This window comes from Streptomyces sp. NPDC045998, assembly GCF_056430285.1.
On record NZ_JBWKLJ010000007.1, the window covers coordinates 1 to 26,153 of the forward strand.

The window sequence follows — 26,153 nt, forward strand, 5'->3', positions numbered from 1 at the left end:
GGCAACGCCACGTTCAGGATCGAGAAGTCCACCGCCAGCATGAACTGCGCGACCAGCAACACCACCAGCACCAACCGCTGCCGCCCCGTCATCCGAGACGGACCAACCCTCCTCCCCTCACCAACCGACTTCACATCATCAATAACCGACATGGGGACGTTCCTCTCTGGGCACTGTCTTGGGGGGTCTTCCGGGGGAAGCTTCTGGGCGGCGCGGCGCGGTGGACATCAGGTGTCACCGCCCTCCGCGCCGGAGCGGGAACGCATCCTGATCGCCAGGTCCCGCCAGAGCGCGGCACATTGGTCGGCGGCCGCCGCGGCCGTGGCCGCGCGGTGCGCCGGCACGGCGGCGAGGATCTGCTGCCGTTGGCGGGCTCCGGCCACCTGGGCGTCGAACATCCGCAGGAGCAGGCGTCCGGCGTCGCTCAGCCGCAGGGCCGGGTCCTGGCAGAGGTTCCTGACCAGGGCGTCGAGCCCCCGGCCGGGCCCACCGTCACCGGCCGCGGGGGGTACGGCAGGCACCGACGGGGCCCGTTCCGGGGCGGTCTTGCGTTCCGCCTCCCGCTGGCGCGGCGGCACCGGGTCCTCGCCGTCGTCGGTCCGCCGCCGTACGTCGCGGACCGTGCCGGGCGACAGGCCCGTACGCTCCGCGATGACCCGCAGGGACGCGCCCGGGTCCTCGGCGATGAGGCGGGCGGCGGCCCTGCGGCCCTCGGCGGTGCTGAGCGGGCGGACGCGGCCGTCCTGGCCGATCCGGCGGGTGGCGGCGGCCTCGTCCGGCGGAGCCGTCCGCCGGCGGAGCGCGCCGACGGTCGCGGCGGCGAGCCCGGTGCGGGAGGCCACGGCCCGGTCGGACCAGTCGGGGTGGCTCGCGAGGATGCGGGCGGCCGCGGCCGTCCGGTCGGCGAGGGTCAGCGGCAGGCCGTGCAGGGTGTTGGACTCGACGGCGAGGACGAACGCGTCCTCGGGGCTGCCGTCGAAGAACCGCACCTCGACGAGGTGCTGTCCGCGCAACCGCGCGGCGCGCAGCCGGTGCGTCCCGTCGATCACCCGCAGGGTGGACCGGTGCACCAGGATCGGGGGCAGCGGGTCGCCGCAGGCCGCGAGGGCCTGGGCGTGTCCCACGTCCTCGCCCGCGATGCGCGGTGAGTCGGCGGGCAGCAGGTCGTCGACCGGGATCCGGTGCACACGCCGGTCGACCGCCTCGCGCAGGGGGCTGTCGTGCAGGGGGCCGTCGTGCAGGGGACCCTCGGCCGGGAGACGGGGATCGGCGTCGGTCCGGGCCGACAGGATGGGCGGGGACATGGACGAGGACATGGACGGGCGCACCCCCTCGGGTGGTCGTGGGATCGGGTCGTGGACGGTCTGCCCCCGGCGGTGTTCCGGCCGGATCGGGCACGACCACGAGATTACGTAGATACCGTTCGGTATGCCGCTCTGGCGGGGCCTCCCGGGTACGACCTTGGCAACTTGCCCAGGAGGGGCGCCCGTTGTGGTGTGCAACCGTGCACCTTGCGCGGTCGCACACCACACGCGCCCCGTGCGGCTCAGCCGACCGGGACGAGCAGCTCCCGCTCGACGTACTCCCCCAGCCAGGCACGGAAGTCCCGCCCCAGGTCCTCGCGTTCACAGGCGAGGCGGACCGTCGCCTGGAGGAAGCCGAGGCGGTCGCCCGTGTCGTACCGCCGGCCGGAGAAGACGACCCCGTGCACCGGTCCGGCGTCCTGGCGTACCGCCAGTTCGCGCAGGGCGTCCGTGAGCTGGATCTCGCCGCCGCGGCCGGGCGGCGTGCGGCGCAGTACGTCGAAGATCTCCGGGTCGAGGACGTACCGGCCGATGACGGCGTAGTTGCTGGGCGCCTCGCCCGGGGCGGGCTTCTCCACGAGGTCGGTGACGCGTACGGTGTCGCCGCCGGCCGGCCGGACCGCCGCGCAGCCGTAGAGGTGGATCTGGTCGGGGTCGACCTCCATCAGCGCCACCACGCTGCCGCCGTACCGGGCCCGCACCTCGGCCATCCTCGCGAGAAGCGGGTCGCGGGGGTCGATCAGGTCGTCGCCCAGCAGGACGGCGAAGGGTTCGCGGCCCACGTGCGGCGCCGCGCACAGCACCGCGTGTCCCAGCCCCCTGGGGTCGCCCTGGCGTACGTAGTGGAGGGAGGTGGCGAGCTCGGTGGGGGCGCACACGCGGGCGAGCTTGTCCTGGTCGCCCTTGCGCGCGAGGGTCTCCTCGAGCTCGTAGTTGCGGTCGAAGTGGTCCTCCAGCGGGCGCTTGTTCCGGCCCGTCACCATGAGGACGTCCGTCATCCCGGCGGACACGGCTTCTTCGACCACGTACTGGATGGCGGGCTTGTCCACCACCGGCAGCATTTCCTTCGGGGTGGCTTTCGTGGCCGGCAGGAAACGCGTGCCGAGTCCCGCCACCGGGACGACTGCCTTCGTTATGCGGCGCGGAGTCGAATTCATGGGGAGAACGCTAGGCGGTGCATACGGGCCGGTTGAAGCAATTGCCGTGGCACGAAACCGACTTCGGCAATTGGCCAAAGGCGCGTGGCCGCCCCGGCGGTCCCGGTCGCGCCGGGGCCCTCGGGGCGGCCGCGCGCAGGTCCAGCCCCCACGCCCAGGCCCCCGCGCGCAAGCCGCCACGCCGCGGCCCCGGCTCAGGACTCCGGGGCGCGCAGGCCGCGGAGGGCCAGTTCCCAGATGCGGGCGAGCTGGGCGTCGGCGGGGCACGGGGAGCCGCCCGCCTGGGGAAGGCCGTGCAGCCATTCGCGGACCTGCACCTCCGACCCGGCGATCAGGTGGGCGACGAGCGCCGACACCGTGTCCGGCTCGACGCCCTCCCGCAGTTCGCCCTGCTCGTCGGCGCGTTCGGCCAGTTCGCGGGCGAGGGGCGCCCAGAGGGACGACCAGCTGCCCGCCGCGCTGCGCCAGCCGTCCCGCTCCAGCCGGGCGCAGGCGCGGACGAGGGCCTTCTCCCGCAGCAGCCGGGCCAGCGTGACGGTCAGTGCGACCACCCGCTCCAGCGCCGGCACCGCCTCGTCCGCCGGAGCACCCTCAGAGCCGCCCGCCGGCCCGCCCGCCGAGTGCTCCAGCGCCGACCGGGTGGCGGACCGGCCGCACGCGTGCACCGCCTCCGCGAGCTCGTCCTTGGTGGGGAAATGGAAGGTCAACGCGCCCATGGAAATTCCCGCGGATTTGCTCACCCGGGCCAGGGACGTGCCCTCGTATCCGTTCTTGTCGAATTCCTCGGCGGCCGCCACGACCAGGGAGTGCCGAGTCCGTACTGCCCGTTCTTGTTTCACCATGCTTGATTCCCGCTGTTCAGGTGTCCGTGCTGCGCCAATTCTGCGACGGCCGCAAGAGGCAGGCTGGTCCTCTCGGGCCGGTGGTCGTGCTCGTACACCACCTCGTGCACGGCCCTGGCGAGGACGCAGGCCCGGAGCAGGAGCGTGTGCTCCCGCGGATCGAGGCCCGACACCCGCGCGTAGCCGTCGCAGAAGGCGTCCGCGCACCGGGCCGTCCAGCGGCCGGTGTCGGGTGCCCCGGCACAACGGGCCGCGTAGTCGAACGAACGCAGCATGCCCGCTATGTCGGACAAAGGCGAATGCCGGGCTCTGCGTTCGGCCAGCGGCACGCCCGGGGCGCCTTCGAAGTCCACCAGGATCCAGCCGGTGGAGGACCGCAGCAGCTGGCCCAGGTGCAGATCGCCGTGGACGCGCTGCGCGGGCGGCCCGGAGGTCAGGACGGCCAGGCGCTCGTAGGCGGCGCGCACCGCCGGCCGCAGCGGGCGCAGGGCGGGCACCCGGCGGGCCGCCTCGTCCAGGTCGGCGGCCAGGTCGCGGCGCAGCGCGGCGAGTTCCGCGGCGCCGGTGGGCGCGGTGCCGAGCCGCGCCAGGTCGCCGTGGACGCGGGCGACGGCCTCTCCCATGGCGCGTGCCTCGGGGACGAAGACCCCCTGATGCGCCGCACCGGTGCTCGCCACCGCGCAGGCCGCCACCGCCGCGCAGGCCGCCGTGAAGCCGTCCGTGGCCTCCGGCAGGTAGTCCTGCACCATGGCGTACGTGACCGGCTCGCCGTCGAGTTCGCCTTCCACGGCTCCCCGTAACCCCGTGACGTGCGGGTTGGCGGTGGCGCCGAGGGCCCGCAGCAGCTCCACGTCCGGGTTGGTCCCGGTGCTGATCCGCCGGAAGATCTTCAGCAGGTAGCGCTCGTCCACGACGACGGAGGTGTGGGTCTGCTCCACGCCCAGCGGCCTGCTGGTCCCGGGCGGCACGGAGCGGGCGCCCGTCAGCCCCAGCAGCGCGCCGACGAGCGCGGAGTCGCCGACCGCCTCGTACACGAAGAGGTCGTCCACCCCGGCGATCACGTACGGCTCCAGTTCCGGTGCCAGCACGGCCCGCATGCCCACCGGGACCTGGTAGTACTCGGGCGGGCCGCCGTCGGCGAAGGTGACGCGGAGCAGGAGCAGCACGCCCCGCGCCCCGCCGGTGCGGAGGGTGTCGCTGAACGCGGTGGTCCCCACGATCGACGCCCCGTGCGGGGGGCGGCCCTTGCTGCCGTACCAGCGCTGCCAGGGCACCCAGGCGGTCAGGGCACGCTCCAGCCGGAGCCGGAGCGTGCCCATGTCGACGGTCATGGGCGTGGCCCGTCCGCCGTGAGCGACAGCCAGTAGAAGCCGCGGCCCTGGAGGGAGAGCCGGTAGGGCCGTTCCCCGACCCTGGGGAAGGCGGCTCCGCCCAGCAGCTCGACGGGTACGGCTCCGGCCCACCGGTCCAGGTCCAGTGCGACGGGCTGCGGGTGGCGGGAGAGGTTGTTGACGCACAGCACCGTGTGGGCCGTGCCGTCCTCCTCGGTGTGGTGGCGGACGAAGGCGAGCACCGCGTCGTTGTCGGTGGGCACCTCGGTGAAGGTGCCGGGCCCGAAGGCCGGGTGCGCGCGCCGAGCGGCCAGCATGGCGCGGGTCCAGTGCAGAAGGGAGCCGCCGGAGCCCTGCTGGGCCTCGACGTTGACCGACTGGTAGCCGTAGACCGGGTCCATGACGACCGGCAGGGTGAGCCGGCCGGGGTCGCCGGTGGAGAAGCCGGCGTTGCGGTCGGGGCTCCACTGCATGGGGGTGCGGACGGCGTCCCGGTCGTCGAGCCAGATGTTGTCGCCCATGCCGATCTCGTCGCCGTAGTAGAGCACCGGCGACCCGGGCAGCGACAGCAGCAGCGCCGTGCACAGCTGGAGCTGGCCGCGGTCGTTGTCGAGCAGGGGCGCCAGGCGGCGCCGGATGCCGACGTTGACGCGCATCCGCGGGTCCCGGGCGTACTGGGCGTACAGGTAGGCGCGTTCCTCGTCGGTGACCATCTCCAGCGTCAGCTCGTCGTGGTTGCGCAGGAAGATGCCCCACTGGCAGCCGTCCGGGAGCTCGGGCGTCTTGGCGAGGATCTCCGACAGGGGGCGGGCCGTCTCGCGGCGTACGGACATGAACAGGCGCGGCATGAGGGGGAAGTGGAACGCCATGTGGCACTCGTCGCCGCCCGTGGTGGGCTCGCCGAAGTAGTCGACGAGCTCCTCGGGGCGCTGGTTGGCCTCGGCGAGCAGCACCCGGCCGGGGTACTCGTTGTCCAGCGTCTTGCGGACGAGCTTCAGGAAGTCGTGGGTGGCGGGCAGGTTCTCGCAGCTCGTGCCCTCGCGCGCGTACAGGTACGGCACGGCGTCCAGGCGGAAGCCGTCCACGCCCAGGTCGAGCCAGAAGCCGAGCGCGTCGAGCATGGCCGCCCGTACGGCCGGGTTCTCGTAGTTGAGGTCCGGCTGGTGGCTGAAGAAGCGGTGCCAGTAGTACTGCTTGCGGACCGGGTCGAAGGCCCAGTTGGAGGTCTCGGTGTCGGTGAAGATGATGCGGGCGTCCGGGTAGCCGGTGTCGTCGTCGGCCCAGACGTAGAAGTCGCCGTACGGGCCGGACGGATCGCGGCGGGACTCCTGGAACCACGGGTGCTGGTCGCTGGTGTGGTTCATCACCATGTCGATGATCACCCGGATGCCCCGGCCGTGGGCGGCCTCCAGCAGGTCGACGAAGTCGTCGAGGGTGCCGAAGTCGGGCCGTACGCTGCGGTAGTCGGCGATGTCGTAGCCGCCGTCGCGCAGCGGCGAGCAGTAGAAGGGCGGCAGCCACAGGCAGTCCACGCCGAGCCACTGGAGGTAGTCCAGCCGCCGGGTCAGCCCCTTCAGGTCGCCGACGCCGTCGCCGTCGCTGTCCTGGAAGGCGCTGACGAGCACTTCGTAGAAGACGGCCCGCTTGTACCAGTGGTGTGCGTACGGGAGCGGGGACGCGCGGCGCGCGGGCGGTCTCGCCGCGGGGCCGTCGGCGAGCACGCCGTGCAGGGACAGCGGCGGGAGTTCCGTGAAGGTCACTGGTCGCTCCAGGTGAAGACGTGGGCCACGGACTGCTGGGGGTCGATCTTGAGGTCGAGTACGGGACCGAGTTCGGCGGTCCGGCCCGTCACCTCGTCGACGGCGTGGACGCGCCGGCCGGGTTCCAGGCCGAGGGCCGCCGTGTCGAGCCGTACGGTGGCCTGTTCCGTCTCGTCCGGGGTGAGGGTGACGGCGCACAGGACGGTGTCGCCGCCGACCGGGTCGCGCTTGGAGTAGACGAGGACCCGGTCGTTGTCGGTGTCGTGGAAGTGCAGCGAGCGGAGCTGCTGGAGGGCGGGGTGGCGGCGCCGGAGGGTGTTGAGGAGGGTGATCCAGGGTTCCAGCGAGGGGCCGGCTGCGGTGTGGTCGCGGGGGCGCAGTTCGTACTTCTCCGAGGCGCGGTACTCCTCCTCCCCCGGCACCAGCGGGTCGCTCTCGTACAGCTCGTAGCCGCTGTACACGCCCCAGCTCGGTGACAGCGTGGCCGCCAGGGCCGCGCGCAGCGCGAAGACGGCCGGCTGCCCGCTCTGGAGGTGGACGGGGAGGATGTCGGGGGTGTTGACGAAGAAGTTGGGCCGGAACCACGCGGCCGCCTCCCCTGTCAGCTCGGTGAGGTAGTCGGTCAGCTCGCGCTTGTCCGACTTCCAGGTGAAGTAGGTGTACGACTGGCTGAACCCGAGCTTCGACAGCCCGTGCTGGACGGCGGGCCGGGTGAACGCCTCGGCCAGGAACAGCACGTCGGGCTCGGTGGACCGGACGTCGCGGATCAGCCGGTGCCAGAAGTCCGGCGGCTTGGTGTGGGGGTTGTCGACCCGGAAGACGCGGACGCCCCGGCCGGTCCAGAAGCGGACGACGCGCAGGATCTCCGCGTAGAGCCCTTCGGGGTCGTCGTCGAAGTTCAGCGGGACGATGTCCTCGTACGTCTTGGGCGGGTTCTCCGCGCAGGCGATGGTGCCGTCGGGACGGTGGGTGAACCACTCCGGGTGGTCGCGCAGCCAGGGGTGGTCGGGCGCGCACTGGAGGGCGAGGTCCATCGCCACCTCCAGGCCGGCGCGGCGGGCGGCGGCCACGAAGGCGTCGAAGTCCTCAAGGGTGCCGAGCTCCGGGTGGACCGCGTCGTGGCCGCCGTCCGCCGATCCGATGGCCCAGGGCGATCCGACGTCGCCGGGGGCGGCGCTCAGGGCGTTGTCGCGGCCCTTGCGGGCGGTGGTGCCGATGGGGTGGATGGGCGGCAGGTACACCACGTCGAAGCCCATGCGGGCGATGCGCGGCAGCTCGCCGACGGCCGTGCGGAAGGTGCCGTGCCGCGGGGTGCCGTCGGCGGCCCGCCCGCCGGTGGAGCGGGGGAAGAACTCGTACCAGCTGCCGTACAGCGCCCGGCGCCGCTCCACGCACACGCGGTACGCCGGGCTCTCGGCCGCCAGGGCGCGCAGCGGGTGCCGCTCCATGGCCGCGCGCACGGCGGGGCCGAGCGCGGCGGAGACGCCCTCGGCGTCGGCCGCGCAGCGCAGGGCGCCGGCGGCGCGAAGCAGCAGCCCGGCCACGGCGACGGACGGCGGCGCGGTGGCACCAGCGCCGGCACCAGCACCGAGCGCCGCGTCGGCGCTGAGCAGCACCCCGGCTCCGGGAACGCCCTCGGCGTGGCACTCCCCGTCCCCGGCCTCTGAGGCGAGCGCCGCGTCGGCGGCGCCGGGCAGCGCCTCTCCGCGAGGCGCCTCAACGGCCGCGGCTTCGAGCGCCGTACCGGTCCCGGCCGGCACCTCGGCACCGGCGGCCCCTTCGTGGCGTACCTCGACGCCGCCGACGGCCGCGGCTCCGGCACCGGCTCCGGTCGCCCCCTCGGCATGGCGTGCCTCAACAGCCCCGGCCACAGGCCCGGCACCGAGCGCCGCGCCGGCGACGCCTCGCGGTTCCGCCTCCGCGGTGAGGAGCCGTGCCGCCTCCTCCAGGAGCCTCGCGCCTGCCTCCGGGTCACCCGATCCGCCCGGAGGGAGGCCGGCTTCGCGGCGGGCCTCCACCGCGTGCAGCCAGGTCTGCCACGGGTCCGTCCAGGCCCGGACCCGGAAGGCGCACTCCCCCGTGCCCTCGGGCACGATCAGGGCCCGCCACCGGTCGGCGTCCGGGTCCGGCCTCCGCAGCGGTATCTCGCGGCAGGTCCCGTCCGGGCCGGTCCACAGCACCGCGGCGGCGAGCGCCTCGTGGCCCTCGCGCCACACGGTCGCCTCCACGGGCAGGGCTTCGCCCACCACGGCCTTGGCGGGAAAGCGCCCCAGACTGACGACCGGTGACACGTCGTCGATGAACAGACGGCCGCTCATGTCCGCCCCCTTTCACGGCTCGCACTGATGCATTCGGTATGTCCGGGGAGAACGGACGTACGGCGCGCCCCGTTTCCGGTACGCGGGAACCACCGCTACTTCGGCAACTCGCTCCAGTGTCACCAACGCGCCGGGCGCGCCTTGCCGATGGCGTACTCCTGAGGTTTGACTCAAACTCCACGTTGTCCCGGCACACCGGACGCCGAATTCCGCCATGCCGCCGGGCTTTTCCACCGCATGGAGCCTTTCGTGTCCCAACGCATTCTCGTGGTGTTGTCCGAATACGGTTACTGGGGCGAGGAACTGGTCGGTCCGCTCGACGTGTTCGACGCCCGCGGCTACCGCACCACGTTCCTCACGCCCACCGGAAAACGGGCGCGAGCGCTGCCGCCGAGCCTCGATCCGACCTATCTGGACCCCCCGCTGGGGCGTACGGTCACCACGCCCGACATGGCGCGGCGCGCCCGTGAGCTGGACGGATCGGACCGGCTCGACCAGCCGCTGTCGCTGGCCGGGCTGCTGCCCGAGCGCCCGTACCTCAGCGCGCTGAACCACCTGAGGGAGCTGGAGGAGTACCACCGCCGGCTCACCGCGGTCACCGACGACCTGCTCGCCGGATTCGACGCCCTGGTCATCGTCGGGGGCAGCGGCCCCATCGTGGACCTCGCCAACAACGAGCGGCTGCACGAGATCATCCTGGCGTTCGCGGCGGCGGACCGGCCGATCCTCGCGGAATGCTACGGAGTGGCGGCGCTGGCATTCGCCCGCGACCCGGAAACCCGTACCAGTCTGCTGTGGGGCAAACACGTCACGGGACACCCGAAGGAATACGACTACAAGGACGGGACCGGCTTTCTCGGCACCGATTTCGTGATGGGCCCGCCGCCCTATCCCCTGGAGTACATCCTGCGGGACGCCACCGGGCCGGACGGCGGCTTCCACGGCAATGTCGGCAAGGAGACCTCGGTCGTCGTCGACTTCCCCTTCGTCACGGCCCGTTCGACGCCGGACTCGGCCCTCGCGGGCGAGCTGCTGGCCGAGGTCCTGGACGGGGGGCTGCGGCGCCATGGCTGGTGACGTGGAGCCGCGCCCCGCCAAGGCCGCGCTCTTCGAGCAGTTCGCCGCCGACGGCATCCGCCACATGTTCGGCAACCCCGGCACGGTGGAGCAGGGCTTCCTCGACCTCGTCGACGCCAGCGGCACGTCGTACGTCCTCGCCCTGCACGAAGGCGTGGCGGTGGCCATGGCCGACGGTTACGCCCGCGCCTCCGGGCGCCCCGCGGTCGTCCAGCTGCACAGCAGCGCGGGCCTCGGCAACGCGATCGGCATGCTGTACCAGGCCCTGCGCGGCGGCTCCCCGCTGGTCGCGCTGGCGGGCGAGGCGGGCCTGCGGTACGACGCGATGGACGCCCAGATGGCCGCGGACCTGGTGGCGATGGCGGCGCCGGTCACCAAGTACGCCACGCGGGTCGTCCACCCGGACTCGGTCCTGCGGGTGCTGCGCCGCGCCGTGAAGATCGCGGCGACGCCCCCGCGCGGCCCCATCCTCGTGGTGCTGCCCGCCGACGTCCTGGAGGAGCTCACGGCGGAACCGGCCGTGCCCGCGCCGGTCCCGGTGACCCGTACCGCACCGGACGCGGCGACCACGCGGGAGGCGGCGGACCTGCTGCTGGCCGGGGAGCGGCCGCTGATCCTGATGGGCGACGGCGTCGCCGTCAGCGGGGCGCAGCGGGAGCTGACGGACGTCGCCGAGCGGCTGGGCGCACGGGTGTGGGGGGTGAACTCCTCCGAGGTGAACATGGACACCACGCACCCGCTCTTCGCCGGTGTCCTCGGGCACATGTCGGGCGACGACAGCGCCCGCGTGGTGGCCGGGGCGGACGCCGTGCTGATCGTGGGCACGTACGTGTTCCCGGAGGTCTTCCCCCGGTTGGCCAGTCCCTTCCGGCCCGGGGCGCGGCTGGTCCACGTCGACGCGGACCCGTACGAGATCGCCAAGAACTTCCCGGTCGACCTGGGTGTGGCCGCCGACCCGAAGGCGGCGCTGGGCGCCCTCGCGGCCGAACTGGGCCGCCGCGGCCGTACGGCCTCCGGGGCCGGCCGGGGGCGCGGTACGACCGCGGCGCCGACGACGGAGCCGGCGGCGGCGCCCTCAGCACCGCCCTCGGCACCGCTCTCAGCGGCACCCTCCCTGATGGAACGTTTCTGCGCAACGCTGGCCGCCCGCGCGCCGCACGACCTCGCCGTGTTCGACGAGGCCCTGACCGCCTCCGGCGACCTCGTACGGCACCTGCCTCCCCGCCTCCCGGGCACGTACTTCCAGACCCGCGGCGGCTCCCTCGGCGTCGGGATCCCCGGCGCCATGGGCGTGAAGCTGGCCCGGCCGGACCTGGAGGTGGTGGGCTTCACCGGGGACGGCGGCAGCATGTACACGATCCAGGCGCTGTGGACCGCCGCCCGGTACGGCATCGACGCCACCTTCGTCGTCTGCAACAACGGCCGTTACCGGCTGCTCGACCTGAACCTCGACGTCTACCGCGGAACGCGGCCAGGCGGCGGGCCGCGGGCCCGGACGGCCGCCCCACCGCAGGCGTTCGACCTGTCCCGGCCCGCCATCGGGTTCACCGGGCTGGCGGAGTCCCTCGGCGTGCCGGCGGTGCGCGTGGAGACCCCGGGGCAGATCGGTCCGGCGATCGACGCCGCGCTGGGCGGCACGGGCCCGTTCCTGATCGACCTCGTCACCACGAACTGACCCCCCGTTACGGAGAAGAGACCACCCATGCCCCCTGTCACCGACCTCCTCACCCGGTCCGCCGTGGAACGGACCGTCACCGACTGGTACGCCGCCCTCGACCGGCACGCCCCCGTCGAGGAGGTGCTGCACCACCTGGTCCCGCGCGGACTCGTCATGCGCTTCCCCGAGGGCCCCGTCCGGGGACTGTCCGGCTTCCGCTCCTGGTACCGCAAGGTCTGCGCGCTGTACTTCGACGAGGTGCACCGGGTCGACGCGGTCACCGTCCGCCCCGTGGACCCGCGGAGCGCGGAGGTCGAGGTCGCCGTCAACTGGCGCGCGCGGGTGTGGAGCCCGCCCGACGCGTACAGCCGGACCCTGGACTTCGACGCCCGGCAGACCTGGTCCGTCGTGCTGCTCGACGGCCGGCCGCGCATCCGCGGCTACACCGTGGACGCCCTCACGCCCCGGGCCGGGTCCCCGGTACCGGCCCACGCGTGACGTCTCCGTCCCGTCCGTTCCGACCGTTTCCGTACTTCTCACCCGCGGGGGAATGTCAGCATGGCACGTATCAGACCGCTGCCGGACGGCCGCCTGGCCGGCAAGCGCATCGGTGTCCTCATGGAGAACGACTTCGCCGAGGACGAGATCGCCTACTTCGAGCGGCGGTTCGCCGAGGAGGGCGCCCACGTCGAGTTGCTGACCCGGCTGTGGGGCCGTGACTCCCTCACCTTCCACGGGCACGACCACCGCGGCGAGGTCCGCGTCACCGGTGACCTGGAGGCCCTCGGCTACCACGAACTGTCCCGGCTGTCCGCGCTGGTGGTGCCCGGCGGGATGGTCGCCGACCGGCTGCGCTACAGCGAGGACGTCGGCCGCGAGGCGCCCGCCGTCCGGCTGATGCGGCGCGCCTTCGGCATCCCGCACCTGGTGAAGGCGTTCTCCTGCCACGGCCTGCTGCTGCTGTCGGCGGCCAAGGAGCTGATCCGGGGCCGCCCGGTGACCTGCCACAACAACCTCGTCGCCGATGTGCGCAACATGGGCGCCGGTTACCTGGACCAGGACCTGGTCGTGGACGGCGACCTCATCACCTCGCGCAGCGCGGACCACTGCCACCTGCTGGCGCGCACCGTGATCGAGACGCTGGCCCGTCCCGCGGGAGCCGCCGCGTGAACGCCGTACGCACCCCCGTGGCGTCGTTCTCCGACACGATGGCCGGTTACGTCCAGGAGTTCCGGGGCGACCGGCTGGTGCTCCGCACCCTGGGCGGGGCGCCGGTGACGCTGGAGGTCACCGCGGCCACCTCCGCGCAGCGGCTGCGCAACCTGGGCGAGCCGTACCACGACGTGACGGGCCGGCTGGCGGAGCACCTGGTGCCAGGAGCCCTGGTGTTCAGCTACGGCCCGGTCTACCAGGGCGGCCCGGACGGTCCGCTCTGCCAGGTCGACCACCTCGTCGTGGCGGGCGGCCCCGGGACGCCGTACCCGCACCCGCACGAGGAGCCCGGCTGGTGGTCCGACCAGCTGCGCCGGCTCGCCGGCTTCTACCACCGCTCCCAGTTCGGCGGCGGCCCGGCCGACTTCGGGCAGTACCGGACCGAGCTGCGCGGCGGCGGCGAGAAGCCGGCGTACGGCGTGCAGGAGACGGACACCATCTCACGGCTCGTGTACGGCATGGCCACCACCTACCTGCTCACCGGTGACGAGACGTACCTGGACACCGCCGAGCGCGGCTCCCGCTACCTCCACGACCACCTGCGCTTCCACGACCGGGCGGAGGACGTCGTCTACTGGTACCACGGCATCGAGAAGCACCCGCTGGGCGAACGCAAGCTGTTCGCCTCGGAGTTCGGCGACGAGCACCGGGCCCTGCCCGCGTACGAGCAGATCTACGCGCTCGTGGGCCTCGCCCAGACGTACCGGATCACCGGCGACCCGCTGATCCGGGCGGACATCGACGGCACCGTACGGCTCTTCGAGCGGTTCTACGCCGACCGCAGGCTCGGGGGCTACTACTCCCACATCGACCCGGTGACCCTCAGCCCGCACGCCGACACCCTGGGCCCCAACCGCTCCCGCAAGAACTGGAACTCCGTCGGGGACCACGCGCCCGCCTACCTCGTCAACCTCTACCTCGCCACCGGCGACGAGCGCCATCTGCGCATGCTGGAGCACACCTTCGACATGATCGTGGAGCACATGCCGGAGCGCGGCGGGACGAGCCCCTTCGTCAACGAGCGCTTCCACGCCGACTGGACCCCCGACCACCACTGGGGCTGGCAGCGGAACCACGCGGTGGTCGGCCACAACCTGAAGATCGTCTGGAACCTGCTGCGCATGCAGGCGGCCCGCCCCAAGCGCGAGTACCGGGCGCTGGCCGAGCGGCTCGGCGCGCTGCTGCCCGACATCGGGCGGGACGGCCAACGCGGCGGCTGGTACGACCTGATGGAGCGCGAACCGCGCGACGGCCGGCACGCCTTCGCGCACCACGACCGCAAGGCCTGGTGGCAGCAGGAGCAGGCGATCCTCGCCTATCTGCTGCTGGCCGCCCACACCGGCGACGACGGCCATCTGCGGCACGCGCGCGAGGCCGCCGCCTTCTACAACGCCTTCTTCCTCGACCACGACGCCGGAGCCGTCCACTTCACCGTGCTCGCCCAGGGCATCCCGTACGCGGTCGGCGACGAACGCCTCAAGGGCAGCCACGCGATGTCCATGTACCACAAGGCGGAGCTCTGCTACCTCGCCGAGGTGTACCAGCGGCTGCTGCTCCAGGGCGAGCCGCTGGAGCTCTGGTACAAGCCGCGGCCGGACGCCGCGCTCCCCCGGGACGGCGGCCGGCGCGTCCTCGGCGTCGCCCCCGACCTCCTGCCGCCCGGAAGGGTCCTCCTGGACCGGGTGCTCGTCGACGGCGAGCCCTGGTCCGACTTCGACGCCGAGGCCATGGCCGTACGGCTCCCGGACACCGCCGGCCGGCCCACGGTACGGGTCCGCCTGCGGCCCGCAGCGCCCGGCCCCGCCCCCGCCCCCGTACGAAAGGGTCCCGGCCGATGACCTTCGACGCCCATCTCGCCGTCTCCGGACGGACCGCCGTCATCCATCTGTCCGGGGAGCTCACCGACGCACGCGTGCCGGCCCTGCGCGCCCTGCTGGGCCAGGCGGTACGGCAGCCGGTGGACCGCCTGCTGCTGCGCATGGGCGGGCTGGGCTCGCTCGCCGCCGGCGGGGTGCGCTGTGTCGCCCTCGCCCAGCAGGAGCTGGCCCCCGGCACCGACCTGGTCCTGGAAGGTGCCCGGGACGAGGTCCTGTCCGCGCTGCGCCTGGGCGGCGTGAACGCCCCCTCCGTACCGACCGAACTATCCGTTCCGCCCGAGACAGCTCCCTTCCCGCCGCACCGCCACCCGTCCGAAAGGAGTCTTTCCCTGTGAAGGCTGTTGTGATGGCCGGAGGCGAGGGCACCCGCCTGCGCCCCCTGACCACGTCCGTGCCCAAGCCGCTGCTCCCCGTCGGCGAACGCCCCATCATGGAACACGTACTGAGGCTGCTGCGCAGACACGGTGTCACGGAGACCGTGGTCACCGTCCAGTTCCTCGCCCACCTCATCGAGGAGCGCTTCGGGGACGGTTCGGACCTCGGCATGTCCCTCACGTACGCCCACGAGGAGACGCCCCTCGGCACGGCGGGCAGCGTCAAGAACGCCGAGGGCGAGCTGGGCGGCGCGCCCTTCCTGGTGATCTCCGGAGACGCCCTCACCGACATCGACCTGTCGGCGCTGATACGCCACCACCGGGAGCGGCGGGCGATGGTCACGGTCTGCCTGACCCGCGTGCCCGACCCTCTGGAGTTCGGCGTCACCGTGGTCGGAGAGGACGGCCGCATCGAGCGCTTCCTGGAGAAGCCGACCTGGGGCGAGGTGTTCTCCGACACCGTGAACACCGGCATCTACGTGATGGAGCCGGAGGTCCTGGCCCACGTGCCGGCCGGGGTGCCGGTCGACTGGTCCGGTGACGTCCTGCCGCGGCTGATCGCCCAGGGAGCGGCCGTCCACGGCTACGTCGCCGACGGCTACTGGCAGGACGTCGGCACCCTCGACGGCTACCGGCAGGCCCAGACGGACCTGCTGGACGGCCGCGTGGACTCCGGCGTCCCCGGGACCGAGATCCTGCCCGGTGTATGGGTGGCCGACAGCGCCTGGGTCGACCCGGAGGCCGACGTCCGGGGTCCGGTGGTCATCGGCGAGCACGCGCGGATCGCCGCCGGGGCGCGGGTCCACGAGCACTCGGTGATCGGCGCCCACAGCGTCGTCGAGCCCGGCGCCCACCTCCACCGGGCGGTGCTCCACCCGTACGCGTACGCCGGGGCGCAATCCTCGCTGCGCGGGTGCGTCGTGGGCCGCAACACCACCGTGCGGCGCTCGGCGCGCCTGGAGGAGGGCGTGGTCGTCGGCGAGAACTCCCGGGTGGGCGAGCACGCGGTGGTGTCGGCGGGCGTGGTCGTCAACCCGGGGAAGGCCGTCGGCGCGGGCGCCGTGATCGGCACCGACCTCCTCTGGGACAACCAGGGCTCCCGGGCGCTGTTCGGTCCGCAGGGCGTCAGCGGTGTCGTCAACGTCGACCTCACGCCCGAACTGGCCGTGCGGCTCGCCGGGGCGTTCGCGACGACGGTGCCCCACGACGCCACCGTCACCGTCACCCGCGACCACGCCCAGGGCTCGCGGGTGCTGGCCGCCGCGGTCGTGTCCGCGCTCCAGTCGAGCGGCGTCCACGTACGCGACCTGGGCCACGTCCCGGTGCCGGTCGCCCGGCGGGAGGCGGCGCTCACCGACGGCGGCGTCCTGCTGACGACGACGCCGGGCGCGGCCGACTCGGTCAGCCTGACGTTCCTCGACGCCCACGGCGTGGACCTGCCGCAGGCCGCGCAGCGCAAGCTGGAGCGGCTGCTGAGCCGGGCGGAGTTCCGGCGGGCGCCCGCCGGGGAGTTCGGTGCCCTGCTGTCCGGGGAGGAGTCGGCGGCGACCGCGCTGGGCGCGTACACCGAGCGGCTGCTGAAGCGGGTCGACACGGCGGCGGTCCGCGAGCGGGCGCCCAAGGTCGTCGTGGACGCGGCGTTCGGCAGCGGCGCCCTGGTGCTGCCGGGCCTCCTCGACGGGCTGGGCGTCCGCGCGGTCACCCTCAACACCGGCCTCGACGACGAGCGCGCCACCGAGACGGCCGTCGAACGCCGGGGCGCCCTGCGCTACCTCTCCGACGTCGTCGTCGCCAACCACGCCGACTTCGGCGTACGGATCGACCCCACCGGGCAGCGCGTCTCCGTGGTGGACGAGCGCGGCCGTGAGGTGTCCGACGAGACGCTGCTCCTCCTCATGGTCCAGCTGGTCTCGGCCGAGCGGCCCGGCGGCACGGTCGTGCTGCCGCCCACCGTCAGCCGTGCCGCCGAGGACGTCGCCGCGCGGCACGGCGGCCGGGTCGTACGGACCTCCTCGGCCCCGGACCGCGCCATCCGCGCCGCCGAGGCCGCCGGGGCCGTCCTCGCCGCCGACGGCCGGGGAGGCTTCGCCCTGCCGGAGAACTCCCCGTACCACGACGGGTTCGCGGCGCTCGCCCGCCTCACGGCGCTCCTCGCCCGCCGCGCCGCGCCGCTGAGCGCCCTGGTGGAGGCGGTGCCGCGGACGTTCGTCCGCAGGCGCGAGCTGGCCACCCCGTGGGAGGCGAAGGGCACGGTCATGCGGCAGGTCGCGGAGGCCGCCGCCGGGCTCGAGGTGGACACCACCGAGGGCATCCGCGTGGTGGAGCCGGACGGCCGCTGGGCCCTGGTGCTGCCGGACGCCTCCCGGGCGGTCACCGGCGTCTGGGCGGAGGCCCCGGACGCCGCGGCGGCGGACGCCCTGCTGACCCGCTGGGCCGACGCGGTGTCCCGCTCCACCGCATGACGCGGTCCGTCCTCGTCGTCGGCGCGGCTTGCGGGGCGTGTGGCCCCGGAAGCCGCGCCTCGGCGTGCTGTTCCGCCGGGGCCCGCGCCGCCTAGACTTCCCTGGCCCGTGCAGGGGCGGATGTTCCCCATCACGGGGAGGGACCGGGAAGTGGCGGACGTGGACGTGAGGGCGAGGCGGGGCCGGGAACGCGCGGCCGCCGGGGTGGCGGCGCGCAGCGCGCCGGCGGAACTGGCCGAGCAGGCCACGCGGCTGACCACCGCGATGGACGCCACCGTCAACGCCGAGGCCGCCCGCCACGGCCTGACCCGCGCCGACTTCGACGTCCTGGCGGCGCTGCGGGGCGCGGCGCCGGAACACCGGCTGAAGCCGACCGAGTTGGCCGCCGTCTGCCGCCTGTCGTCCGGCGGGACCAGCAACGTCATCCGGCGGATGACCGAGTCCGGCTACGTCGTACGGGAGGCGGACCTGCACGACGGCCGCAGTTCGTGGGCACAGCTCACCGAGGAGGGCCTGCGCGTCTGCGAGCGGATCCAGGACACCGTGGACGCCGCGCACGCCCGCCGGCTCGCGGGGCTCCCGCCCGGGGTGGTCGACGCCCTGACGGCGCTGCTGGCGCAGGCGGTCGACGCGCTGGAGTCCTCCCCCGAGGGTTCTTACTGATCGTTTCAGAATGAGTTGAGCTGCGGGTCTTGTGCTCGACGACCCAGGTCGGCAGTGTTCCCGGGGCGTGCTGATCTTGTTCCTGACGACCTGTGGGACTGAACTGGCCCTAGCCCGGACGGATCGCGGCCTCGATGTGGGCGAGGTGGGCGGCCAGGAGCTCCTCGAACGCGGCGTGACGGTCCTCGCCCAGCGGGCGGACGTCGCGGGCGAAGTGGGACAGGGCCGGGAAGCGTTCGGGGTCGGCGCCCAGGACCGCCACGCGGAACAGTTCCATCGCCTGTTCGTGCTCCCCGGGGGTGACGGTGCTGACCGCGGCCTCGGAGGCGATCAGGGCGGCGATGAGGACCGCGATGCGGTGGTAGCGCGCCGGGATCTCCTCGTCGGGCAGTCCCGCCGCGCGCAGGGCCTGCAGCACCTCTTCCATGACCAGGCGGGAGCCGGTGCCGCTTGAGGCGTAGCGGCCCCAGACCGAGGCGAGTTGGGGCTGCCGCCCGAAGGCCTCCCTCACCCGCAGGGCCAGGGTCGTGATGCGCTGCTTCCAGTCGCCCTCGGGGCGGTAGTCGTCCATCGCGGCCAGGAGGATCCGGTCGGCGACCGCGCGCAGCAGTTCGGTCTTGCTGCGGAAGTGCCGGTAGAGGCTGGAGGAATCGGTCCCGAGGACCGCGGCCAGCTTGCGCACGCTGAACGAGTCCGCATCGCCCGTGCGCAGCAGCTCCGCCGCCGCGTCCAGGATCTCGTCGGTTGACCAGCGCTTTCGGCCTGCCATCTCGCTCCTCTCGCCGGACCTCACCCTAACCTATGCACTTGGCGTTGCACGCACCGCGTGCATAATGAGGGCATGAGCGTGCCGGGCGGGCGGGCACGCCACTCGTGCCCTGTTGTCCGGGTCGGGCCACCGCTGCGGAGCCCACCCCGGGGAACCCGAAAGGACGCATGACGTGAACAAGCCACTGGACGGCGCGGCACTGAACGCGGCCATCGAAAACGTCCACCGCGCCGGGATGCCGGGCCTGTTCGCCGAGGTGCGGGACGGCGACCAGGTCTGGCGCGGTGCCGCCGGGGTCGCCGATGTCGCCACCGGCCGCCCCGTCACCGCCGCCATGCGGCACCGCGTCGGCAGCATCACGAAGACCTTCACCGCCGCCGCGGTTCTGCAGCAGGTGGAGAGTGGTCGGATCGGCCTCGACGCACCGATCGGCCGGTACCTTCCGACGCTGGTACCGGGAGCACGCGGTGACGCGATCACGGTCCGGATGCTGCTCAACCACACCAGCGGCCTCGCCGAGTACCTCCCGTACGCCTACCCCTCCCTCAAGGCGTACCCCGCCCTCGCGGACACGAGCCCCCAGAGCCTGGACGACCACCGGCTCACGCGGTTCGATCCCCTGGAGCTGATCGAGATGGGGGTCACCGCACCCGCCGTCGGCACCCCGGGCGGCACTCCGGGGGTCTACTCCAACACCAACTACCTGCTGCTCTGCCGACTCCTGGAGCAGGTGACCGGCACCACCGCCGAGCGGTACATCACCCGGAACGTCATCGAGCGCGCCGGACTCCGGGACACCGGATTTCCCACCGGACCGTACGTCGACGGCCCGCACTCGCGCCTCTACGAGGCGTGGTTCGGCATGATCGACCCGCCGCGCGACTACAGCGTCTACGACATGTCATGGGTGGGGCCGTCGGCCTCGCTGATATCGACGGTCACGGACCTCAACCGCTTCTTCCGCGCGCTGCTGGCCGGGGAGATCGTCAGCCCGTCCTCGCTGGCGCAGATGCGACGCACCGTCCCCGTCGTCTCCCAGGAGGGCAAGACGATCGACTACGGCCTCGGCCTGCATCCGGTGGAGGGCCAGGGCTCCGGTCAGGGCACCTTCTGGGGCCATGGCGGCACCGTCTGGGGCGGTGGAGCGCTGGCCGTCATCCGTGCCGACGGCAAGCGGCAGATGTCCGTCGCGGTGAACCTGCAGAGGTGGAACCGGCTCGACCCCTCGGGCACACCGCTGCCCCGCCCCATCGACGCCGCGCTCGCGGATCTCCACCGCGTGGCGATGTACGGCTGACCGGGGGCCGGGCCCACCGCGGCACCAGCCCTTCGTGGTCGCGCACCCGTACGGGACGCCGTCCTTGACACTCTGTCCGGCGCTGCGCGACCCTTTCGTTGGTCTGTACCAATCACTCTGTTGGATCTTCGCGCCTCCGGAGGCCCCGCGATGGAATCGAGCAGCCGACAGGAAGTCGTGCGCCTGGCCCTTGCCGTGCTGCAGCCGGGATTCGTGGGCACGACCGCTCCGGACTGGGTACGCCGCCGGATTTCCGAAGGCCTCGGCTCCGTCGTCCTCTTCGGGCGGAACATCGTGGACGGCGAGCAGGTCGCGGCCCTCACCGCGGCGTTACGTGCGGAGAATCCGGAGCTCGTCATCGCCATCGACGAGGAGGCGGGGGACGTCACCCGGCTGGAGGCGTGGTCCGGCGCCACCCGCCCGGGGAACCTGGCGCTCGGCGCGGTCGACGACGTGCACCTCACCGAGCGGGTCGCCGCGGACATCGGCCGGGAGCTGCACGCGGCCGGCATCTCGATGAACTACGCGCCGAGCGCCGACGTCAATTCCAATCCGCTCAATCCCGTGATCGGCGTACGCTCCTTCGGCGCACGCACCGATGTGGTCGCGCGGCACACGGCCGCCTGGATCCGCGGGCTCCAGTCGGCGGGGGTCGCCGCCTGTGTGAAGCACTTCCCCGGCCACGGGGACACGGCCGTCGACTCGCACCACGGCCTGCCGGAGGTCTCCGCGAGCGCGGACGAGATCGCCCGGACCGCGCTGCCGCCGTTCATCGCCGCGATGGAGGCGGGCGTGCGCGCGGTGATGTCCGCGCACCTGCTGGCGCCCGCGTACGACGGCGAGCTGCCCGCGACGCTCAGCCCGCGCATCCTGGTGGACCTGCTGCGCGGCGAACTCGGCTTCACCGGCCTCGTGGTCACGGACGGCATCGAGATGGGCGCCGTCGCCGACCGGTACGGCATCGACGGGGCCACGGTGAAGGCGCTGGCCGCCGGAGCGGACGCGGTGTGCGTGGGCGGGGAGAGCACCGAGCAGGCCACCACCGACCAGCTCGTCGGCGCCCTCGTACGGGCCGTGCGCACAGGGACGCTGCCGGAGGAGCGGCTCGCCGAAGCGGCCGGACGCGTGGCGGAGTTCGCCTCCTGGTCCGGCAAGCGGTTCCAGGCGGTCGCGCCCGACGGCACCCGCTCCGACGTCGGTCTGGTCGCCGCCCGGCAGGCCGTCCGGATCCACCGCCGCCCCGGTGCGCCCGAGCGGGCCCTGCCGGTCGTCGGTGACGCTCATGTCGTGGAGTTCTCCCCGGCGATGAGCCTGGCCGTCGACGGCCGTACCCCCTGGGGTCTGGCCGAGCCGCTGGGCCGGCTGCGCCCGGCCACCACCTCGGTCCGGCTGACCGAGGCGGACGTCGACCCCGCGGGCGAGGCGCTCGGCCGTGAGGTGCTCCTCCCGGCCCTGGGGCGGGCACTGATCATCGTGGTGCGGGACGCGGCCCGCCACCGCTGGATGTCCGACGCCGTGGCCCGCCTGCTGCGCGACCGCCCGGACGCCGTGGTGGTGGAGATGGGCGTACCCGCCGACGGCGCCACCGGCGCCGCCGACCTGGTCACCCACGGCGCCACCAAGGTCGCCGGGATCGCCGCGGCCGAGGCCGTCACCGGCTCCCTCATGGCCGCCGAGCCGCTGAGGGGATCCGTCTGACCCGGTCCTGCCGCACCCCCTTGGACATGTAGACCGCCTGCGGGCCGTAACTCGGGGGGAGCTCGACCTCGCGCCGGGCGCGGAACCCGTTCCCCGCCCAGAAGGCGTCGCTGCCGCCGACCGCGATCAGGGAGATCTGCTCGTACCCCTCCGAGCGGGCCCTCGCCGTGAGGGCGTGCAGCAGGCGCCTGCCCAGCCCCCTGCGCCGGAAGGGCTCGGCGATGACGAGGTCGTGCAGGTGCAGGTTGCGCGCGTGGTGCACGGCCTCCTCGCTCCTGGTGAGATCCGGATAGGAGAAGAGCGGATAGGGAAGGGCGAGCACATAGCCCACGGTCCGCCACTCCCACTCCAGTACGAAACAGGTGCTCGGCGAGGAGCGCGCTCTGGATTTCAGTGCGGCCGGGTCCTCCGACAGCGTGAGGTCGGTGTAGGCGGCGGCCTCCAGTGCCGTGATGTCGGCCCAGTCGCCCTCGGAGAGGGGGCGTATGTGGACGCCGGCGGCCGTCACCATGCCGGGCCCACCGCGTCACTCGCGCGCGTCAGCGCTTCCCACGCTTCGACGAGGAGCGCGAAGTGCAGGACGTCCTGGCGGGCTTCGTCGAGCAGCCGCGGCGCGCGTTCCGCCAGGAAGTCGGCGAACTCGGCGTACCTGCCTCCGAGTTTCCGGTAGGAACGCTCGATGGTCAGCAGGCGCCGTTCGTTCTCCGTCTGGTCCAGCAGGGCGCTCTGCCGCGCCAGTGCGGCGATCCGGTCCGCGCGCAGCCGGTTCCGGCCGTCGAGGAGCTCCGGGCCGGCCGCGGCCATCTCGTCGTAGACGAAGTGGAAGTACAGCATCGAGAGGAAGAACTTCACGAACCGCGTCTGGTACGCCATGAACCCGGGCGTGGTGCGCCGCTCGGGGGTGTAGAAGTTCACGATGTGCCTGTTGTGCAGGACGCCGGGCAGCAGCGCGTCGTGCACCAGGTGCAGGAGGAAGTAGTCGCTGCCGATGGTGTCGGTGGCCGGCGGCAGCGGCACCCGCCCGTACACGTCCTGGTGGAAGGCGACGTTGCACATGTCCACGCGCATGGGGTCGACCGTGGTCAGCGTGGAGTGGTCCCCGGCGAACGGCTCGGTGCCCGCGCCCGTGAACGACTCCTCGACGAGCGCGCGCTTCTGCTCGTACGACCACTCGGGCGGGGCCCACAGGCTGACGACGTCGTGGTAGACGGCGGGGTCGAGGGCGCGGATCTCGGAGATGTCCACGGACAGCTCGCCGACGAACGAGGCACCCACGAGCACGACCGGCAGGTCGGCGCGTTCGGGCGGCAGGGCGACGGCCGAGACGCCGGCCGCGGCGTCGGCGGCGCGCCTGCCCAGCGAGCGGAGCTCCTGGTCGACGGGGTACACCGGCTCGCCGTCCAGGACCTGGTAGGCGCTGTCGGAGTCCCTGCGGTGCACCGACCGGCAGCCCAGCGCGGCGGCGAGCAGGAAGGCGCGGTTGGTGCAGGCGCCGTAGGAGAGGGCGGCGGGGAGCATCAGGTCGAGCAGCAACTCCGGCTTCGCCGCTCCGGAACGGCGTACCACCTCGTGGAGGAAGGCCCGTTGGTCCGCGTCGTTCAGATGGTGCACGACCACCTGGGGCGCCCGGCGCTCGCGCTCGTCCTCGATGACGCGGGCGTGTTCGGCGTACGTCGCCGCGTCGGAGGAGTCCAGGACGAGCAGGTGGACCTCGACGCCGAAGTGGGTGGCCGCGTAGTCGGCCTCCCCACCGATGGCCGAGATCATCGGGGCGCAGGCCCTGTTGGTGGGGAGGGCCAGGCATATGCGGTTCACGCCGGCTCTCCGGAGACGTGTGCGGGCGCTTCCCCGGTCCTGTCGGGCTCCCCGTGTGCCTCCCCGTGCGACTCACCGTGCCAGGGGGCGAGTCCGAGGAGCCGGGCACCGAGGTCGTTGAGCGTCGCCCTGCCGTAGCGGAGCGACTCGTGCCGGACGCAGTCGCCGACCAGCGTCTTGTTCCACTCCGGGGTGGAGAGGTGGCGCCAGGAGTCGATGCGAGACCGGCGGAGCGTCTCGTGCGATTCCAGGGCGGGCATCATGGACAGGTACTGCACCGCCCGCACCCCGTCCGCCGAGGTGTTGCGCGCCACCCCGTGGGCCAGCAGGCCGTTCCAGATCAGCAGGTCGCCGGCCTCCAGCTCGGGGCGGATCACGGGGAATTCGGCCTTGTCGGTACGGGGCCTGATGGGGTCCCGGTCGGCGGGCTGGTCGAGCTTCCACCGGTCGAAGCGCCGGAAGAGCTCCGGCGAGCACTGGAAGCCGCCGTGGTCGGGCCGGGTGTCGGTGAGGGCGATGATGCCCTGGACCCGCTGGGGCGGCACGCTGAGGGTGGTGTCGACGTCCCAGTGGAGCTCGATGTCGAACCCCTGGTCCGTCGGCGCGATGAGCGCGCGGTCCCGGTTCCTCACGTTGGGCGGGTTCAGGTTGAGCCGGTCCAGGGTGACCCAGAGCTCCTCGCAGTCCCAGACGTCGACGAACGCGTCGTAGACCCGCTGCCGCTGCCGGCTGTCCCAGATGAGCTGGTGCTGGTAGGCCTCCACGAAGCCGTAGACGTGGAGTTCCCGGTCCAGGTCGGTGCGGAAGGGACGGTCCTCGTACCAGGTGTCGGGGCGCTCGGGGTCGAGGCCCTGGAACTCCCAGGCGAAGTCGAGCAGCCGTTTCGCGTGGGCGGCGGGGATCGCCTGCTTGACGACGACGTAGCCGTACGTCTGCCAGAAGGCGAAGTCCTCCTCGGACAGGACCCGCAGCGGCAGGCTCTTGTCGAGGTCCCGCAGGGGCGTCGGCGTCAGGTAGGTCTCGCCGTCGGCGCTGAAGTAGGGGCGGTCCGAGGACGCCCGGTGCAGATACGGATGGGTTGCCGGCATGTCGTTCACTCCAGGACGGATGGTGGTGGGGGAGCCGGGTGGCGGTCCGGTGGCCGCTCGTGACGAGGCACCGGACCGCCACCCGGAGGCTGTCCGCGCTCGCTCAGCGGAGCGGAGGACCGACGCGGCCGTCCGCCGGTGGTGGTGTCCCGTTCAACCGCTCCTCCACGATCAGGTTCGCCCGCCGCCCCGCCGCGCGGACCGGCTGACCGGTGAGCACGTCGGTGAGGAGCGTCTTGACCGGGTTCGGTTCGGCTTCCACCAGCGGCCAGCGCGGGTCGACCGGGGTGGTGTGCCCGTTCGCGGCGGCCTCGGCCTGCACCTTGACCACCGGGCTGTCGACCTCGCGCGCCAGCGCCAGCCGGTTGGGCAGCGTGCCGTTCGCCGCCGCGATGCGCTTCTGGGCCTCGGGTCCGGTGATCCCGGCGACCCACTCCAGCGCCGCCTCCGGCTGCGCGCTGCGGGCCGACACCGCGAGGTTCGAACCGCCGAGGAAGACGCTGCCCGGCCGGTCCGCCGAGAGCCCCGGCACGGGGAACATGCCGAGCTTGCCGCGGAGTGCGGGGTTGATGCGCTCGGCGTCCGCCAGCTCCCAGGGCAGCCCGACCATCTGGCCGATCCCGCCCTTGGCGAGCTCCTCGTACTGGAACGGATGGGCCTCGTCCCGGTCCTTCGGCGCCCGCGACAGAGACTGGAGCGTGCGGTAGTACTTCAGCGCCGAGGCGGCCTCGGCGGTGGCGAGCCCGCCGTGCCAGCGGGTGCCGTCATGGGTGGCGAGCCGGCCGCCCCGGTCGTGGAGCAGACCGGAGAGCACGTACCAGTTCTGCCCCGGCAGATAGATCGGCTGGAAGCCGGGGTCCGCCTGGTGCGCCCGGCCCAGCGCCCGTGTGGTGCGCACCCACTCCTTCTGGTCCCGGGGTGTGTCGAGACCGGCCTGGGCGAAGAGGTCCGTGCGGTAGATCACCACACGGGACGCGGCGTACAGCGGCACCCCGTACTGCCTGCCCTGCCAGTTCCCCGACTCGCGCAGCGACGGTATCCACTCCCGGGAGCCCAGCGCGTCGGCCTTCGCGCTGAGGTCCTTGAGCAGGCCGGCGGAGGCGAACGAGGGCGTCGTGGTGGTGCCGAGCTCCACGACGTCGGGTGAGTCGCCGGAGGCCAGCGCGGCCTCCAGGCGCTCCTGGATGCCGACCCAGCTCTGCAGCTCGACGTCCACCTCGACGCCGGGGTGCGCCGCCTCGAACTCGTCGACGAGCCGGTCCACCACGGGCGCCGGTACGGAGCCCCACATGAGCCACACCTTCAGGGGGCGCGGTGCGGTGTCCGGTGATGCCGCCGAGGCCCCTGTGGTGAGGCACGTCAGCAGCAGGGAGGCCATCAGGGCCGTGAGGTTTCTGATCGTTCTGGACGTGCTGTTCTTTCTCGTCCTTACCGTCATGCGACGACTCCTTG

The 26,153-nt window shown here is 73.1% G+C and carries 21 protein-coding genes and 1 pseudogene; 10 read left to right on the forward strand and 12 right to left on the reverse strand.

The window, feature by feature from the left end; translation table 11 throughout:
• The 7 genes and pseudogenes from AC07FJ_RS20935 to AC07FJ_RS20965 form a co-directional block, all read right to left on the reverse strand.
• Positions 1–152, reverse strand: a pseudogene (locus tag AC07FJ_RS20935) (MFS transporter); the annotation flags it as partial.
• A 75-nt stretch (positions 153–227) separates the two neighbouring features.
• The gene (locus AC07FJ_RS20940; RefSeq protein WP_479050863.1) at positions 228–1,316 is read right to left on the reverse strand and encodes a winged helix-turn-helix transcriptional regulator; all 1,089 of its coding nucleotides are present in this window, start codon (positions 1,314–1,316) and stop codon (positions 228–230) included.
• A gap of 230 nt (positions 1,317–1,546) precedes the next feature.
• A complete protein-coding gene (gene galU / locus AC07FJ_RS20945; RefSeq protein ID WP_479050864.1) occupies positions 1,547–2,461 on the reverse strand; it encodes a UTP--glucose-1-phosphate uridylyltransferase GalU in 915 nt (304 codons plus the stop codon).
• A 194-nt stretch (positions 2,462–2,655) separates the two neighbouring features.
• Positions 2,656–3,303, reverse strand: coding sequence for a TetR family transcriptional regulator (locus AC07FJ_RS20950; protein ID WP_479050865.1), 648 nt, complete (start codon positions 3,301–3,303; stop codon positions 2,656–2,658).
• Positions 3,297–4,634, reverse strand: coding sequence for a maltokinase N-terminal cap-like domain-containing protein (locus tag AC07FJ_RS20955; protein WP_479050866.1), 1,338 nt, complete (start codon positions 4,632–4,634; stop codon positions 3,297–3,299). The genes AC07FJ_RS20950 and AC07FJ_RS20955 overlap by 7 nt, the downstream gene beginning before the upstream one ends.
• Positions 4,631–6,355: a maltose alpha-D-glucosyltransferase gene (gene treS / locus AC07FJ_RS20960; RefSeq protein WP_479051238.1), complete on the reverse strand. Its 1,725-nt coding sequence runs from the start codon at positions 6,353–6,355 to the stop codon at positions 4,631–4,633. Before treS ends, AC07FJ_RS20955 begins: the two co-directional genes overlap by 4 nt.
• A gap of 35 nt (positions 6,356–6,390) precedes the next feature.
• Positions 6,391–8,712, reverse strand: a complete 2,322-nt coding sequence (locus tag AC07FJ_RS20965; protein ID WP_479050867.1) for a maltotransferase domain-containing protein — start codon at positions 8,710–8,712, stop codon at positions 6,391–6,393.
• Between the two features lie 249 nt (positions 8,713–8,961).
• On the opposite strand from AC07FJ_RS20965, the gene AC07FJ_RS20970 reads away from it, so the two are divergent.
• The 8 genes from AC07FJ_RS20970 (at position 8,962) to AC07FJ_RS21005 (ending at position 18,034) form a co-directional block, all read left to right on the forward strand.
• The gene (locus tag AC07FJ_RS20970) at positions 8,962–9,789 is read left to right on the forward strand and encodes a type 1 glutamine amidotransferase domain-containing protein (RefSeq protein WP_468288724.1); all 828 of its coding nucleotides are present in this window, start codon (positions 8,962–8,964) and stop codon (positions 9,787–9,789) included.
• Positions 9,779–11,464 (forward strand): thiamine pyrophosphate-binding protein, encoded by a 1,686-nt coding sequence (locus tag AC07FJ_RS20975; protein WP_479050868.1) that lies wholly within the window; start codon positions 9,779–9,781, stop codon positions 11,462–11,464. The genes AC07FJ_RS20970 and AC07FJ_RS20975 overlap by 11 nt, the downstream gene beginning before the upstream one ends.
• Positions 11,465–11,491: 27 nt before the next feature.
• On the forward strand, positions 11,492–11,944 hold the full coding sequence (locus AC07FJ_RS20980; RefSeq protein WP_479050869.1) for a nuclear transport factor 2 family protein: 453 nt from the start codon (positions 11,492–11,494) through the stop codon (positions 11,942–11,944).
• 60 nt (positions 11,945–12,004) lie between these two features.
• The gene (locus AC07FJ_RS20985) at positions 12,005–12,616 is read left to right on the forward strand and encodes a DJ-1/PfpI family protein (RefSeq protein WP_479050870.1); all 612 of its coding nucleotides are present in this window, start codon (positions 12,005–12,007) and stop codon (positions 12,614–12,616) included.
• On the forward strand, positions 12,613–14,496 hold the full coding sequence (locus AC07FJ_RS20990) for an AGE family epimerase/isomerase (RefSeq protein ID WP_479050871.1): 1,884 nt from the start codon (positions 12,613–12,615) through the stop codon (positions 14,494–14,496). The genes AC07FJ_RS20985 and AC07FJ_RS20990 overlap by 4 nt, the downstream gene beginning before the upstream one ends.
• Positions 14,493–14,870 (forward strand): STAS domain-containing protein, encoded by a 378-nt coding sequence (locus tag AC07FJ_RS20995; RefSeq protein WP_479050872.1) that lies wholly within the window; start codon positions 14,493–14,495, stop codon positions 14,868–14,870. The genes AC07FJ_RS20990 and AC07FJ_RS20995 overlap by 4 nt, the downstream gene beginning before the upstream one ends.
• Positions 14,867–17,371, forward strand: coding sequence for a sugar phosphate nucleotidyltransferase (locus AC07FJ_RS21000; RefSeq protein WP_479050873.1), 2,505 nt, complete (start codon positions 14,867–14,869; stop codon positions 17,369–17,371). The genes AC07FJ_RS20995 and AC07FJ_RS21000 overlap by 4 nt, the downstream gene beginning before the upstream one ends.
• A gap of 150 nt (positions 17,372–17,521) precedes the next feature.
• Positions 17,522–18,034: a MarR family winged helix-turn-helix transcriptional regulator gene (locus AC07FJ_RS21005; RefSeq protein WP_479050874.1), complete on the forward strand. Its 513-nt coding sequence runs from the start codon at positions 17,522–17,524 to the stop codon at positions 18,032–18,034.
• Positions 18,035–18,143: 109 nt separating this feature from the next.
• Here AC07FJ_RS21005 and AC07FJ_RS21010 read toward each other — a convergent pair whose 3' ends face one another.
• Positions 18,144–18,803: a TetR/AcrR family transcriptional regulator gene (locus AC07FJ_RS21010; RefSeq protein ID WP_479050875.1), complete on the reverse strand. Its 660-nt coding sequence runs from the start codon at positions 18,801–18,803 to the stop codon at positions 18,144–18,146.
• 172 nt (positions 18,804–18,975) lie between these two features.
• Between AC07FJ_RS21010 and AC07FJ_RS21015 the strand changes: the two genes are divergently transcribed.
• Positions 18,976–20,100, forward strand: coding sequence for a serine hydrolase domain-containing protein (locus tag AC07FJ_RS21015; protein WP_479050876.1), 1,125 nt, complete (start codon positions 18,976–18,978; stop codon positions 20,098–20,100).
• A 150-nt stretch (positions 20,101–20,250) separates the two neighbouring features.
• Complete coding sequence (locus AC07FJ_RS21020) at positions 20,251–21,798, forward strand: glycoside hydrolase family 3 protein (protein ID WP_479050877.1); 1,548 nt, start codon at positions 20,251–20,253, stop codon at positions 21,796–21,798.
• Here AC07FJ_RS21020 and AC07FJ_RS21025 read toward each other — a convergent pair.
• From AC07FJ_RS21025 to AC07FJ_RS21040, 4 genes are all read right to left on the reverse strand, one after another.
• Positions 21,764–22,309, reverse strand: a complete 546-nt coding sequence (locus AC07FJ_RS21025) for a GNAT family N-acetyltransferase (RefSeq protein ID WP_479050878.1) — start codon at positions 22,307–22,309, stop codon at positions 21,764–21,766. The genes AC07FJ_RS21020 and AC07FJ_RS21025 overlap by 35 nt on opposite strands.
• Positions 22,303–23,613 (reverse strand): DUF6271 family protein, encoded by a 1,311-nt coding sequence (locus tag AC07FJ_RS21030; protein ID WP_479050879.1) that lies wholly within the window; start codon positions 23,611–23,613, stop codon positions 22,303–22,305. The genes AC07FJ_RS21025 and AC07FJ_RS21030 overlap by 7 nt, the downstream gene beginning before the upstream one ends.
• A complete protein-coding gene (locus tag AC07FJ_RS21035) occupies positions 23,610–24,701 on the reverse strand; it encodes a phytanoyl-CoA dioxygenase family protein (protein ID WP_479050880.1) in 1,092 nt (363 codons plus the stop codon). Before AC07FJ_RS21035 ends, AC07FJ_RS21030 begins: the two co-directional genes overlap by 4 nt.
• A gap of 103 nt (positions 24,702–24,804) precedes the next feature.
• Entirely contained in the window at positions 24,805–26,139 is a 1,335-nt protein-coding gene (locus tag AC07FJ_RS21040; RefSeq protein WP_479050881.1) for an extracellular solute-binding protein, read from the reverse strand.
• Positions 26,140–26,153: the final 14 nt, after the last annotated feature.

Coding starts and splice junctions, on each gene's coding strand:
- AC07FJ_RS21010 (WP_479050875.1), bottom strand. CDS start 18,803: ATGGCAGGCCGAAAGCGCTGGTCAACCGACGAGATCCTGGACGCGGCG.
- AC07FJ_RS20965 (WP_479050867.1), bottom strand. CDS start 8,712: ATGAGCGGCCGTCTGTTCATCGACGACGTGTCACCGGTCGTCAGTCTG.
- AC07FJ_RS20975 (WP_479050868.1), top strand. CDS start 9,779: ATGGCTGGTGACGTGGAGCCGCGCCCCGCCAAGGCCGCGCTCTTCGAG.
- AC07FJ_RS20940 (WP_479050863.1), bottom strand. CDS start 1,316: ATGTCCTCGTCCATGTCCCCGCCCATCCTGTCGGCCCGGACCGACGCC.
- AC07FJ_RS20980 (WP_479050869.1), top strand. CDS start 11,492: ATGCCCCCTGTCACCGACCTCCTCACCCGGTCCGCCGTGGAACGGACC.
- AC07FJ_RS20955 (WP_479050866.1), bottom strand. CDS start 4,634: ATGACCGTCGACATGGGCACGCTCCGGCTCCGGCTGGAGCGTGCCCTG.
- AC07FJ_RS21025 (WP_479050878.1), bottom strand. CDS start 22,309: ATGGTGACGGCCGCCGGCGTCCACATACGCCCCCTCTCCGAGGGCGAC.
- AC07FJ_RS20985 (WP_479050870.1), top strand. CDS start 12,005: ATGGCACGTATCAGACCGCTGCCGGACGGCCGCCTGGCCGGCAAGCGC.
- galU (WP_479050864.1), bottom strand. CDS start 2,461: ATGAATTCGACTCCGCGCCGCATAACGAAGGCAGTCGTCCCGGTGGCG.
- AC07FJ_RS20950 (WP_479050865.1), bottom strand. CDS start 3,303: ATGGTGAAACAAGAACGGGCAGTACGGACTCGGCACTCCCTGGTCGTG.
- AC07FJ_RS21040 (WP_479050881.1), bottom strand. CDS start 26,139: ATGACGGTAAGGACGAGAAAGAACAGCACGTCCAGAACGATCAGAAAC.
- AC07FJ_RS21020 (WP_479050877.1), top strand. CDS start 20,251: ATGGAATCGAGCAGCCGACAGGAAGTCGTGCGCCTGGCCCTTGCCGTG.
- AC07FJ_RS20995 (WP_479050872.1), top strand. CDS start 14,493: ATGACCTTCGACGCCCATCTCGCCGTCTCCGGACGGACCGCCGTCATC.
- AC07FJ_RS21035 (WP_479050880.1), bottom strand. CDS start 24,701: ATGCCGGCAACCCATCCGTATCTGCACCGGGCGTCCTCGGACCGCCCC.